The sequence below is a fragment of the Blautia sp. HA8986 genome (assembly GCF_056504635.1).
In genome coordinates this window covers 2,182,043-2,195,900 of sequence record NZ_JBWLUQ010000001.1, presented here as the reverse complement: position 1 = coordinate 2,195,900, position 13,858 = coordinate 2,182,043, and the positions used below count along the sequence as shown (strand labels likewise).

The following is a 13,858-nucleotide window of genomic DNA, read 5'->3' as shown; positions in this document are numbered from 1 at the left end:
GTGTGGTATTATCATAATTGAATCAACTGCGAAGCAGTTATTCGGTTATGATAAGCAAGCAGTGGATAAGGATGGTTTTATCCGCCTGACATGCCATGCAGATAAAAGAAAACAGATACTCTGCTGTGACGGCAGGGTATCTGTTTTGGCAAATAAAAATATATGAGGTGTGTTTATGAAATTTCGCACAAAACTGATTTTGGGTTTTTCCATTGTAATATTTTTTATATCGGCAATCCTGGGTATAGTCTGCTATAACTATAATTCAAAAAGGCTATCTGAAAAAGCAGCTCAAAGCCTGAAATTCTATTCCAGGCAGACAGCTGCTAATGTTGATTTTACAGTAGATTCCATGAAGCATGTGACAGATTATATCCTGTCAGAACAGGATATGCTCAATGCAATGAAAACATTGCCGAAATATTATGAAAAAGACAATTACGGACTTGGGAAAACGATAAAACACAATGATCTTTTGGATACCTTAAATACAGGACTCGCCATGTACTATATCAACAGTAATTTTTACAGGGTGATCATTTTTAATGAGTTCGGAGATGTGGCATCCAGTACAAATACCGGTTCCAAGCTTACCAATAAGGCAAGGAATACATCCGACATCAAATGGCTGAATTCAGCAACCAGAATGCATGGTAAACCGATCCTGATAGCACCACATATGGATGGCTGGGGAATCAGGGAAAGCGAGGAAGTTTTTTCCCTAGCAAGAAAAGTTCAGGGTGGAGATTTCGGATATATTGAAGTTCAGTATGCTACGGATGAACTGAAGGATATATTTGAGATTCCGGATTCCGATATTAAAGTTGTGGCATTTCTTCCGGGAGGAGAAATCCTGTATCAGTCCGAGGGCCTGACCGATGATCTGGTAAGCTATATAAAAAAACATCCGGAAGTAACAAAAATGGATTCTATTACCGTTTCTTCAGACACAAGCATGTGGGCATCAGCATCAGAGATATCCGATAATTATGGGATTCGTGTGGTTGCCCTGGAGGAAAAAACAGAGATCATTGCGGGGATGAAAGAGGCTGTGATGATCGCTCTGGGAATGGCTATAGGCTGCTTTGTGATCTCCATGGGAGTGGTAATCTTTATTGCCAGCAAGCTTTCCAGGCCGTTGACTGTGTTAAAGGATCAGATGGAAAATACAGGAATCGAGAATATGGATGCAGAGCTTGTGGTACCGAATACAGATGATGAGGTTCAGGCAGTAGGAATCGCATACCAGAATCTGATGCACAGATTGAACGAATCCATTGTAAAAGAAAGACGAATGTCATTGCTTCAGCTTCAGGCACAGTTCGATACCCTGCAGGCGCAGGTCAATCCACATTTTCTTTACAATGTGCTCAATGTAATATCAAGCAGAGGCATTATGGACGGTGATGAGGAAATCTGCGAGATCTGCGGCTGTCTGGCAGCTATGCTCAGGTATTCCACGAACACAAAGGAGAGATATGCAACAGTAGAAAAGGAGCTGGAGTATCTTGAACGTTATATTTTTCTGCTGAAATCCAGATATGAACATCGGTTGGAAGTGGAAGTGGATTGTGAGGAATCCGTAAAACAGGAGCAGCTTCCCAAAATTGTGCTGCAGCAGCTGGTAGAGAACAGCATACAGCACGGATATAATAACAGCAAAAATATCATGAAAATTTACGTACATGGCTGGAGAGATGAAACAGGCTGGTACTTTGAAGTCCGGGATAACGGACAGGGTACCACGGAAGAAGTGCGTGAAGAGTTAAACAAAAAAATGAGAAAAATCCGGAAAAAGATCATGTCCAGAGGAAGCAGTATAGAATTGGAAATCGGAGGTATGGGGCTGGCGAATACCTATGCAAGAATGTTCCTTGTGTACAATGGAAGAGCAGTATTCCGGATACGAAACCTTGAAGAGGGATTAAGTGTCATCATAGGGGTATCGGAAAAGGAGGATGAAGCCGATGTATCAGGTGATGGTTGTTGATGATGAGCCGATGGCAGCCAGTCTGATCGTCAACATTATAAAACGAAAATACAGTAATTTTGATATCATGGGAACTGCCTATGACGGTGAGGAAGCACTGGAACTGATGGAGAAAAAAGGAGGACCGGATGTTCTGATCACAGATATCCAGATGCCGGTGATGAATGGATTGAAGCTTGTAGAAGAGACAAAGAAACGTTATCCGGAAGTGCTTAGTGTGATAGTCAGCGGATATCAGGAATTTGAATATGCGAAGCAGGCTATCGCATTTGGTGTGTGTGATTATATCCTGAAACCGATCGTGCCGTCAGAGTTTGCCAAGCTGATCGTAAAGATTGAAGAGAAGCTGAGACAGAAATATTATAAAGAACGGAACGTTCTTATGCACAGGATGGTAAATGAGCTTCCTGTAGATGAAAAAGCTCTCAGAAGATACTTTCAGTCGGAAAATTATTACGGGGCGATCGTCAGGCTGAACGGACTTCCAAGCCGCTATGGGGAGCGGGGAAAAAAGGAGATTTTTTCGGATATCAATGAGATGATGTTAGCATATGGCCGTGACACCCAGGAGACGCTTTATCTCTGCCCGGGTGTGCTTGTCAGCGATGAAGATTATGAACAGATGATCCGCCGCCGTATTGAAAAAGAACAGCCGGAAGCGGCTTATGTGACTACTATTATCCGAAGAAAATCAGTTCCGGCAGGACAGATCGGAGAGATGGTTCGTGAACTTTACCGGGCATTGGATGCTTCCATTATTCTGGGAAAGAGCCAGACTATTATTATAGAGGATGCCGGAAATTTTCAGACACCCGGATCATCCGGACGGGATTATGAATATCTGGAGGAGCTGGAATATCTGGCAGAAAAACAGAAGTATGACCGGCTTCAGAAGGGCACGGAAACGCTGATCCGTAAGTGGGTAAAAGAAGAACATACTCAGCTCTGGATTGAAGGGCGTGTACGGCAGATCAGTTATCTGCTTCAGCGTTACAATGCAGGAAACAGGGATTACCGGGAAGCAGAATTTCTTATGGATGACATTTTTTCTGGTGCAGAGAATGTGGATCAGCTTTGCTGCGGAATTTCAGATATTTTCTTCAAGGATGTCCGTGAGGAAAGTGCTCCCACACAGAAAGCAGACACAGAAGAATATTTTGACAGTGTAAAAGAATACATACGTAAGCATATGGCAGAACAGCTGTCACTTCATAGTGTAAGCAAAGCGGTAGGCGTTTCACAGACTTATTTAAGCAGACTTTTCCGTAAATATGAGGATGCGTCATTTAATACGTATCTGACTGCACTTCGAATGGAAAAAGCCAAGAAGCTTCTTCTTCGGGAAGATAAGATGTATGTGAAGGATGTTGCGGAGGAAGTTGGGTATAAGGATCAGTTTTATTTCAGCCGTATTTTTTATTCCTATACAGGAGTGCGGCCATCAGAATATGTTGAGAAATAAAAAAGATGGGATGATATAACAAAAATAATATAAAACCAAAATGGAGGGTTAAGGTATGCTGTATCATAATGGGGAAAAACTTACAAAAGAGAAATTTCAGAATCCGGGCAGCGAGTACAGGGCAGCACCATTCTGGGCCTGGAACTGCCGCATGACAAAAGCAGAGATCGACAACACTCTGGATGCGCTGAAGGCCATGGGAATGGGAGGAGGACATATACACTGTCGTACAGGAATGGACAATCCGTACATGGGTGAGGAATTCCTGGAGCTGGTAAAATATTCCTGGAAAAAAAGCCTGGAAAAAGACATGCTCACATGGCTTTATGATGAGGATCGCTGGCCGTCAGGTGCAGGTGGCGGACTGGTCACAAGAGACCATAAATACAGAATCAGATTTCTGCTTTTCACACCGGAATGTCAGGATGGAAAAGAAATCGGGAACAGTGATCTCAGGTCATCCGGGCAGGCTGTCCGAAGCAATGAGAGGACTTTTCTGGGAAGATATCAGGTGCGCCTGGAGAATGGTTATCTGGCAGAGTATGAGAAGATCAGTGAGGACCAGGAGCTGAAAGAGGGATTTCAGGAATGGTTTGCTTATCTTGAGGTATCCGGCGATAATCCATGGTTCAATAACGAAGCCTATCTGAATACCCTTGATAAAGAGGCCGTAAAGCGTTTCGTTGAGGTAACACACGAGAAATATTATGAAAATCTGGGACAGGAGTTTGGGAAAACGATTCCCGCCATCTTCACAGATGAGCCACAGTTTTCCCATAAACAGTGCCTGGATTTTGCAGATGAGAGGATGGATGTGACCATTCCTTACACCGATGATCTGGAGGATACTTTCAAGGCTGCATATGGACACAGCCTTCTTGAACACCTTCCGGAGCTGTTCTGGGAGCTTCCGGGAGAGGCTGTTTCCAGAATCCGTTATGAGTATCATGACCATATCGCAGAGCGTTTTGCAGATGCTTTTGCAGATACTATTGGAGGCTGGTGCAGGGAGCATGGGATCGCACTGACAGGCCATATGATGGAAGAGCCTACTCTGGAAACACAGACAGCAGCACTTGGTGAGGCAATGCGTTCTTATCGTTCTTTCGAAATTCCGGGAATTGATATGCTCTGTGACAGAAGAGAGCTTTCCACTGCGAAGCAGGCAGAGAGTGCAGTGCATCAGTTCGGAAGAGAAGGTATGACAAGTGAGCTTTACGGCGTTACAAACTGGGATTTTGATTTCCGGGGACATAAGCTTCAGGGCGACTGGCAGGCTGCTCTTGGTGTAACTGTCCGTGTACCTCATCTGACCTGGACTTCTATGGCCGGCGAGGCGAAACGTGATTATCCGGCTTCTATCAGCTATCAGTCACCGTGGTATAAAGAATATCCGCTTGTAGAGAATTATTTTGCAAGAGTAAATACAGCACTGACAAGAGGTGTGCCACATGTGAAGCTGGCTGTGATCCATCCGGTAGAGTCTTACTGGCTTTTCTGGGGTCCGAAGGAGCAGACAGCACCGATCCGTGAGGAGATGGATGATAACTTTATCCATATGATCGAGTGGCTGCTTTACGGTACCGTTGATTTTGATTTTATTTCTGAATCATTGCTTCCGGACCTGAATATGGGACAGGAAGAGGAAAAACTTCTGAAGGTCGGAGCAATGAAATACGATACTGTTCTTGTACCAAACTGCCTGACACTTCGAAACTCTACTTTGGAGATTCTTGAGAAGTTCAAAGAACGAGGCGGTCGTGTGATCTTCGCAGGCCAGCTTCCGAAATATGCAGATGCCTATCCGTCAGACAGAGGTGCGAAGCTGGCAGATAAGTGTGAGACTGTGGCATTCAGCAAGTACCGTCTGCTGGAAGCTGTGAAAGGCGCAAGAGATATCGAGGTACTTGAGGATGATGGTAAACCTTCCACAAACCTGATCTACCAGATGAGAGAAGAGGGAGAAAACCGCTGGTTGTTCCTGTGCCATGTAAACCGCACAGAGAAGATTTCCGATGCCTGCATCGTGATCAATGAACTGCAGGAGCGCAAGAAAAACCAGGATCTTCCAAGAGAAGAAAAGCTTCGTATCCGTATCCGCGGAGCATGGAAGATAACGGTGTACGATGCCATGACCGGTGAAATCTATCCGGTAAATGCAGAGTACCATAAAGGGGACACTGTTGTGAAACGGAGTATGTTTGACCATGACAGTCTTCTTCTCTGGCTGGAGCCTGCTGGTACAGGAGAAGAGAATAGTGAGTTTGGTTCGGCGTGTGAGGCAAAGAAGTGCAGCTGTGCACTGGATATTTCCGACCAGGTGGAGATCGTCCGCAGTGAGCCGAATGTAAGCATCCTGGATCTTGCTGAGTATGCGTTTGACGGCGGTGAGTGGCAGGATGAGGATGAAATCCTCCGTATTGATAACCGTTTCCGTGAAAAACTGGGATATCCGCTCCGTATGGAGGCTTTTGCGCAGCCATGGACCAACGATAAGGTAGAAGGCTTTGAACACACTCTGGCTTTACGGTTCCATATCAATACCGAAACAGTATTAAAGGGAACATTCCTTGCAATGGAAAATGATGAGAAGACAAAGATATTCCTGGATGAAAAGCCAGTGGAAAACAAGGCTGACGGATGGTATGTGGATCACTGCATCCGCAAGATACTGATGCCGGATATGGAAGCAGGAGAGCATGAGCTGATCGTGGAGATTCCGTATAATTCCAAAGTAAATATCGAGGCCATGTTCCTTCTTGGAGAATTCTCAGTAAAAGTTGTGGGAAGAGATCAGATACTTGGCGAAGTGAGCCACAAAGCAGCTTTCAGTGATCTTACCAGCCAGGGCTATCCGTTCTACGGTGGAAATGTGACCTATCAGATTCCGTTTGTAAGCAACGGCGGCGAAGTAAGTGTCCGTGAAAACTTATTCCGTGCACCTGTAATAAAAGCATCTGTTGACGGAAAAGAGGCAGGGTATATCGCATTTTCACCATATGAGGTATCTCTTGGCAAACTGCCGGCGGGAGAACATATGCTTGAACTGACTGTATTCGGAAACAGGGTAAACACCTTCGGCACTCTGCATAACTGTGACCAGAAAGAAGACTGGTACGGACCGAATGCCTGGAGAACAACAGGTGATCTGTGGGCATATGAATATCAGATAAAGCCAACCGGACTTCTGAAAGCACCGGTACTTATGGAGAGGTAAGACGCGAAGACAGCAAAATTAAAGGTTGTAATTACAGAAAGTGAGAGTTATAATAAATTCACAAAAGAAAATTTCTTCGGGGCAGGGTGTAATTCCCTACCGGCGGTATAGTCCGCGACCCGCTTCGGCGGCTGATCTGGTGAGATTCCGGAACCGACAGTAAAGTCTGGATGAGAGAAGAACGCGCAGTATTTTATAAACGTGCTCAGTGCCCCGGGAAGAAGTTCCCGGGGTTTTCTATGTTTGGGAGAATTATTCAGGAAATTCTCGCGACATGATTTTGGCAGAAATTTTCTTTGGAATATTTCGAAAGAAGGAGAGAGAATTATGAGTGAACAGGTATTGCAGAGAGGAAACGCCATGGAAAGGAGCAGGACAAGGACAATCGCGCAGGTAGCCATGCTTGGTGCTGTTGCAGGTGTGCTGATGAATCTGGAATTTCCGATCCCGTTTCTTGCACCGTCTTTTTATCAGCTTGACTTTTCCGAGGTTCCGGTTATGGTAGGAACTTTTGCCATGGGTCCTGTAGCAGGTATTCTGATCGAGCTTGTGAAGATCCTCGTGCATCTTGTGACCAAGGGAACTATGACAGCCGGTGTCGGTGATGTTGCAAACTTCCTGTTTGGATGTGCCTATGTGGTACCGGCAGGACTGATTTACCGTTTTCATCATAAGAAGAGCAGAGTACATGCAGTTGCAGGTATGGCAGTTGGAACTGTTCTGACAGCGATCCTTGCATGTTTCATCAATGCGTTCGTACTGCTCCCGGCTTACGGTAAAGCTTTTGGAATGCCGATCGAGACTTTTATCCAGATGGGAAGCGCAGTACACAGCTCAGTAAACGGACTGCTTACATTTGCACTGCTGATCATTGCACCGTTTAATATTTTTAAATATGCAGTGACATCCCTGATCGTGTTTGTAATTTATAAGAAAATCCGTGTTGTGCTGAAAGGTGACTGATTTAAGCGCAAAAGACATATTACGGATTTTAACATAGAAATGCCATGTAACATGCAGCTGTTTGAGGCAGCGGCCGTTACATGGCATTTCTGTTTTGGTCAGTAGGTATTTTTTGTTTGAACGCAGATAAGCATTCCCCCGCTTCAAGTGCGCGGAGCACTAAGCGGCGGGTGAGGGGGGATGCTTATGTCAGTGGGAGTTGAAAGCTTCCACTGACAGATCGCGAAGCGACTGCGTTCATGAGCAAGTAGCGAAGCGGATTGCGAATGTCCGCTTTACTTTCTAAATTTCCTGGTCGGATTCCATGGATTTCATAATTCCAAGTTCCTTTCTTGCAAAAACAACTGCAAGCACGAAAGCAGAAGTATCTGCAATCGGTCCTGCATACATGACACCGTCAATTCCAAGAAAGAGCGGGAAGATCACGATCAGCGGCAGCAGGAAAAGTACCTGTCTTGTAAGGGACATGATGATACCAAGCTTTGCCTTGCCGATAGAGGTGAAAAATCCGGCAGACATAGGCTGTATCCCATTGGCAAAAGTCATCAGCATAAAGATTCGGAGATATTTTTCCGCAAACTGAAAATACAGATCGTTTCCGTTTCCGAAGATGCCCACGATCTGATGTGGGAAGAACTGGAAGCAGATAAAAAATATCATAGCGATAATGGTGCAAAGTGTTACGGAACAGCGGTAAGTCTGACGCACACGGCTGTATTTCTCGGCTCCGTAATTAAAGCCCCAGATGGGCTGGGAACCCTGGGAGATTCCGATGCAGATAGCCATAAATACCTGGTTGACTTTTGAGATGATGCCTGCGCAGGCAATAGGGATATCACTTCCGTAAACAGATTCTGCTCCGTAGTGGCGGAGAATATTGTTCATAACGATCTGTACCACAGCAATGGCAATCTGGTTGATGCAGGAGGCCATTCCGAGGGAAAAGATCGCAGACAGGTTGGGAAACCGCGGGATCAGCATGGAACGGTCAAGATACATTTTTCGGAGTCTGGTGAAATAAAAGATCACCAGAATTCCGGAAACGACCTGCCCTGTGACTGTTGCCCAGGCTGCGCCTTTGATCCCCCAGCCGAATCCGAAGATAAAAAGCGGATCCAGGATGGTGTTGATAATGGCTCCGATCAATGTGCAGGTCATGGAATAAGTCGGGCTTCTGTCTGCACGGATCAGGTGATTGCCGCCAATGGAAAGCACATAAAAAGGAAGTCCGATGGCAGTGATTCCCATGTAGTCAATGGCGTATGGCATAACGTCCGGTGTTCCGCCGAAGAGGTGAAGCAGTGGTTTCAGGAACAAAAGTACGATCACTGCGATCACAGTGCCGAAGATTGCAAGGGAAGAAAGTCCGGTTCCTGCGATGGAGCTGGCCTTTTTTTCCCGGCCTGCACCCATTTCCAGGTTATAGTTGGACGCACTTCCGATTCCCAGGAGAAGAGCGGCTGCAGTGGAAATGATGGTTACCGGAAATGCAATGTTGGTGGCTGCATTTCCAAGCATTCCCACTCCCTGACCGATAAAGATCTGGTCAACTATGTTGTAAAATGCACTGACCAGCATACTGATCACTGCAGGAATGGCGAATCTGGCGATCAGGCTGCCTACTGGTGCAGCTCCCAGAGGATTTTCATCCTGGGAGACAGTTGTTTGATTGTTCAATGTTTTTCCTTCTTTCTGAATAATGATTGATTATAGCATTTTTTGCGATTTGGTGAAAGCATAAAAATTGACCTTTTGTGTGGGATGGACTACAATGTGTTTATGAGGCTATGTTGTAAAAGAGAATATTTTGGAAGGAGTTTTTCTGAGATGGGTAAGATCAACAGTGTAAAAAAACTTACAGATAATAAATTCGTGAATCTTTACGGAGTGGATGCAACCAGTGTTCACAATACACCGGTTTCGTATTTTGTGGCTTCCAGAGCGAAGGATGTGGAAGAGATGAAGCTTTCCACAGGGGAAAATAATCCGGATGGTGTGATTATTTACAGTGTTTATGGAGAGAAGCATGACAAGGTAGTTCTGATCCGTCAGTATCGTTATACTATCGGCGGGTATATTTATGAGTTTCCGGCAGGTCTGGTGGAACCTGGGGAAGATTTTCATGAGGGCGCAGCCAGAGAGCTTTACGAGGAGACAGGCCTGAAGCTTGAGCCGATCAAGGTTGCAGAAGCTTTTGAGAAGCCGTATTTCACAACCATCGGAATGACAGATGAATCCTGCGCAACCGTCTATGGCTACGCCAGTGGCGAGATTAGCGCAGCAGCCCAGGAAGACAGCGAAGAAATCGAAGTTATCATCGCCGACAGAGATGAAGTACGAAGAATCCTGAAGGAAGAAAGAGTGGCTATTATGTGCGCATATATGCTTATGCACTTTTTGAAAGATGAAGAGCCGTTTGATTTTCTGAAGGAGATCTGAGAAAAATTTCAGGGGAATCTGCCATGTGCAGATTCCCCTGTCTGTTACTTACAGTTCCACGATCATTCCTGTGTCTTTATTATATTTACAGTATTTACCATTCTCAGAGATGAAAGGCTGATAGGTATCTGTGCGGTTATCTTTGACATATACGATTCCTGTAGCGATCATCTCTACCAGTGAGAAACGTTTACTGAGGCTGGAGATCCAGCGGTAGGTCTTCTGGTTGCCATCATCTGCCATGATAAGGTTGTAGCCGCCCGGACAGGACTCCAGGGAGAAGTAGATCTTCTGCGCTCTGAAGGATACTGCAAATACCTGGCCTGTAATGTAATCAGAGAAATTATCCTCCACAAATTTACGGAAAGACTGAAGATCATAGGTAACACCTGTGGTTTCATCTGTGAGCTTATCTCCGCGTTCAATACGGGCTTTCAACAGTTTCAGAACTTCGATCGTCCAGTTGATAAAGGAAATGCTGCTGTAGCTCATGCTCTCCTGCAGCTGATCTACCAGCTTCTTAGAAAGGACATTGGATCTTGACGCTTCATTAAAAAGTTCTTCGTTCATAATATTCCCTCCAGAATTTTATTTCCATGTAGGATTTTTTGTACTTTTTTGTATCTTTTATTATAAATCTGGATTATACATAAAGCAATAAAAAACATATAAAATGACAATATTATGAACCGCCGGGAATGATATTTCCGAAATAGATCGGAAACAGAGGGTCATTGATCCATTCCTGGTATTCATACTGTTTTACAAAACGATCCGGATGACCGCCCCTGATAGTTTCCATAAAGTTTTCACGAATTGTAAGCATAAGAAACGCCTCCTTTATTTATGTCCATATGTATACAAGGTTTCAAACATTGCTTCCAGGTTTTCACGTTTGGCATTATCAATACAGCCATTTGTGTCAAAAATATATCCGCCGCCAGGTGCACAGATATCGATCAGCTTCTTTGTTTCATCAATAACCTGCTGTTTTGTGCCATGCTCCAGAATATAGATCGGAAGATTGCCTGAGATTGCAGCAGTACCGCCGAGGATTTTTTTGGCACGTTCCATATCTGCAGTCTCAAAATGGTAGATGACCTTGCCTTTAGGTATATCAGCCAGCTGTTCCAGACGGGTATTGTAGCGGCCTTCTGTGTAAATATACGGAGTAACACCCATATCGATCAGGGCAAGCATACATTTTTTGAGAGGTTTCCAGTAGATACGCTCATACTGTTCCGGACTCATGAAACCATCCATACCTTTATGAAGCGGGAAGAAAACACGTTTCACAGGAAGCGGGACACTGCGGAAATATTGCCAGGACTCAATCTGGATATCAGCCATCAGATCGCAGGCCGCTTCCAGTTCATCCGGATATTCCAGCTGGTCAGTAAGGGTAGCCAGAGTTCCACGGTAGTAATCACCGATGATATCAAAAGGAGCTTCACCTGCACCTGTAAACATAGGCGGGAATCCAAGGTCAGCAAGACGGTTGGAAACTGCGTTGGAAGCGTCAGCTGCTTTCGCATCCTCCTCACCGATCTTTGCAAGCAGAGAAAAAGCCTCCTGTGCCTGTCTGGAATAAAGGGAAGCCAGAGGTGTGGTATTCAGCACAATAGACGGAACGAAGCGGATATCAGCCAGTCCCTTTAGTGCAGGAAAAGCTCTCGGGATATACTTGCGGAGCATAAAGCCTGTAAAATCCTTCAGCAGTTCCGGATATTCGCTGTCATCCATATATTCATTCTCAATAACCTGATGGGTGGAAAAATCAGGAACACTGGTGCCGGGACGTCCCGGCCAGTCGATCATGGTCGATCCGGCAAGCTCATTGGCCTTTCCGCTGGTGAAACCTGTATGTGTGGCTGCGTCCGGCTGGAATTCCTGATAGAATTTCACCAGAGCTTCCGATGCGGCAGGAAAATCATACATGGCAGCCTTATAAGAGGAGCCTTCCAGATTGTAGGGAAGAGCACCAAGCATCGGACACATCGGAATACGTTCCGGCTCTTTCAGAGCGGTGGCATCCTCTACCAGCTGGATACGTTTGGAAAATTTTTCGGCAGCAGGGGCATCCTTTTCGGCTGCACGGACATTGGTTGCGAACCATGAGGAACTTGCATCAAAATTCTTTCTATCTTCCATAACAATAAACACCTCTTTCTTGATTTTTTTGTATATTTCAACTATACTTTGATTATATCAGACAATTATTTTTCGTATATATCCAGGTGAAACACAGATACGAAGAAAAAAAGGAGGAAATTCGTCTGCACAGACGAAAATATAGAGTATGAAGCTGAGCATGGATATTATCGAGCAGTGGATACAAAAATATGATCCTGTATCTACCATTGTTTCCGATGAACTTACCATTGCAGGAATCCGGCTTTTTTCCTATGAGAAGACACCGGATCCGGATTATCTTTATATTGGTCGTACCGGAGATTTTTTTCAGCGTTCGCAGGATAAAGAAGTTCTGCTGGTGCACAGGAAGGATGTTATCAGCCTTCGGACAGAAGAACTGGAGGATGTTTTTGATATGGTGATGGATGCTTTTGTTTATTATCAGAAATGGGAGCAGACCATGCTTGCAGCCTTTCAGCAGGAGAACCCGGAGCAGGTGATCATAGATGCGTGCAGGGATATTTTCGGGCCTGTATTTTTTACTGATACCAGTCTTCAGGTAACTGCGTTTTCCAGACAGTATCCTAAGGGCAGTGTCAACCGGAACTGGGATGATTTCTGGGATATCGGTACATTATCTGTAGATTCACTTGTGCAGATGCAGAAGGGAAAGTATATGGAAATGCTTCCTCAGAAATGGGACTGTGAGATTTTTTATGAAGAATATACAGACAGCTATCCATGGTCTATGATGATCAGTCAGGAGAACAGTGAACATCAGCTGACAGGTCAGCTGACGATCGTCAGTCAGGAAAAATTCCGAAAGTATCAGAAACATCTGGCACAGATTTTGAAGAAGGCTCTCTGCCTTGTGGCAGGCCATGATTCAGGGAAACAGCAGGGAACAGTGGTACAGAGCCTTTTTCGGGATTTTCTTCAGGGAAGACATCTGGATGAGAACGGTTTCCGGACATTTTATCAGATGCAGGGCTGGGAGCCGTCACAGCCAGGTGTTGTGGCAATCCTGGAAAAAGATGATGCAGGTGGCCGGAATTACGGATATCAGATGTGGGCCCTGTGCAGTTATTTTCCTGAGATCGTATTTTGTCAGGATGGGGAGAGCGGGAATGGGAATATTGTCTGTGGAGTTCCGGTAAAGCAACGGAGGTTTGAAGAATCCGGTAATCGATACGGCACAGAGTTTCCGGAACGTTTTTCAGATATGCTGAAAAGACTGGGCTTCCGAATGCACTGCAGTTATCCTTTTGCAGGAATAAGGAACATGAGTATTCAGTACAAGCAGGCCAGGAAAGCACTGGAAAAAGGAGTGAAGGATTACTATAACTGTGCACTGGAAGATATGACCGCCCTGTATCGGGATTCTCTTTTAAGAAGACTTGCCATCCATCCGGCACTTGACAGACTCAGAGAGTATGACAGCCTGAAATCCACGGATTTTTATCATATCCTGCGTGTATATCTTCAGTGCGAGCGTGACAGGGTTCTTACGGCGAAGAGGCTTTTTGTGCACAAAAATACTCTTGTGTACCGCCTGAAAAGGATAGTGGAGATATTTGACCTTAATCTGGACAATGCTTATGAAAGAGAATATCTGACAGTATCATTTCTGGTAATGGAGAATTCCGGAAACTGA

Annotated in this window: 10 protein-coding genes and 1 riboswitch; of the genes, 6 read left to right on the top strand and 4 right to left on the bottom strand. The window is 45.0% G+C overall.

Translation table 11 applies throughout. From position 1 onward, the window contains the following. Nucleotides 1-175 precede the first annotated feature (175 nt). The 4 genes from AC04Q4_RS10290 to AC04Q4_RS10275 all read left to right on the top strand — a co-directional run bounded on the left by AC04Q4_RS10290 (nucleotide 176) and on the right by AC04Q4_RS10275 (nucleotide 7,632). Nucleotides 176-1,990, top strand: coding sequence for a histidine kinase (locus AC04Q4_RS10290; protein ID WP_476388918.1), 1,815 nt, complete (start codon nucleotides 176-178; stop codon nucleotides 1,988-1,990). After that, on the top strand, nucleotides 1,968-3,452 hold the full coding sequence (locus AC04Q4_RS10285; protein ID WP_476388917.1) for a response regulator: 1,485 nt from the start codon (nucleotides 1,968-1,970) through the stop codon (nucleotides 3,450-3,452). Before AC04Q4_RS10290 ends, AC04Q4_RS10285 begins: the two co-directional genes overlap by 23 nt. A 55-nt stretch (nucleotides 3,453-3,507) precedes the next feature. After that, nucleotides 3,508-6,669, top strand: coding sequence for a glycosyl hydrolase (locus AC04Q4_RS10280; RefSeq protein ID WP_476388916.1), 3,162 nt, complete (start codon nucleotides 3,508-3,510; stop codon nucleotides 6,667-6,669). A gap of 68 nt (nucleotides 6,670-6,737) precedes the next feature. Beyond that, nucleotides 6,738-6,855: riboswitch (FMN riboswitch) on the top strand. Nucleotides 6,856-6,996: 141 nt separating this feature from the next. Further along, nucleotides 6,997-7,632, top strand: a complete 636-nt coding sequence (locus tag AC04Q4_RS10275; RefSeq protein WP_119239674.1) for an ECF transporter S component — start codon at nucleotides 6,997-6,999, stop codon at nucleotides 7,630-7,632. Nucleotides 7,633-7,914: 282 nt separating this feature from the next. Here the strand turns inward: AC04Q4_RS10275 and AC04Q4_RS10270 are convergent, their stop codons facing one another. Continuing rightward, the gene (locus AC04Q4_RS10270; protein WP_476388915.1) at nucleotides 7,915-9,309 is read right to left on the bottom strand and encodes an MATE family efflux transporter; all 1,395 of its coding nucleotides are present in this window, start codon (nucleotides 9,307-9,309) and stop codon (nucleotides 7,915-7,917) included. Between the two features lie 150 nt (nucleotides 9,310-9,459). Between AC04Q4_RS10270 and AC04Q4_RS10265 the strand changes: the two genes are divergently transcribed. Continuing rightward, nucleotides 9,460-10,071, top strand: a complete 612-nt coding sequence (locus tag AC04Q4_RS10265; protein ID WP_173757151.1) for an NUDIX hydrolase — start codon at nucleotides 9,460-9,462, stop codon at nucleotides 10,069-10,071. A 48-nt stretch (nucleotides 10,072-10,119) separates the two neighbouring features. Here AC04Q4_RS10265 and AC04Q4_RS10260 read toward each other — a convergent pair whose 3' ends face one another. The 3 genes from AC04Q4_RS10260 to AC04Q4_RS10250 form a co-directional block, all read right to left on the bottom strand. Then, nucleotides 10,120-10,641 carry a hypothetical protein gene (locus tag AC04Q4_RS10260; RefSeq protein WP_173757153.1) on the bottom strand — a complete coding sequence of 174 codons (522 nt, stop codon included), beginning with the start codon at nucleotides 10,639-10,641 and terminating at the stop codon, nucleotides 10,120-10,122. Between the two features lie 112 nt (nucleotides 10,642-10,753). Further along, nucleotides 10,754-10,897, bottom strand: coding sequence for a hypothetical protein (locus AC04Q4_RS10255; RefSeq protein WP_173738764.1), 144 nt, complete (start codon nucleotides 10,895-10,897; stop codon nucleotides 10,754-10,756). Nucleotides 10,898-10,911: 14 nt separating this feature from the next. Further along, nucleotides 10,912-12,222 carry a uroporphyrinogen decarboxylase family protein gene (locus AC04Q4_RS10250; RefSeq protein ID WP_476388914.1) on the bottom strand — a complete coding sequence of 437 codons (1,311 nt, stop codon included), beginning with the start codon at nucleotides 12,220-12,222 and terminating at the stop codon, nucleotides 10,912-10,914. 160 nt (nucleotides 12,223-12,382) lie between these two features. On the opposite strand from AC04Q4_RS10250, the gene AC04Q4_RS10245 reads away from it, so the two are divergent. Continuing rightward, nucleotides 12,383-13,858 (top strand): helix-turn-helix domain-containing protein, encoded by a 1,476-nt coding sequence (locus AC04Q4_RS10245; RefSeq protein WP_476388913.1) that lies wholly within the window; start codon nucleotides 12,383-12,385, stop codon nucleotides 13,856-13,858.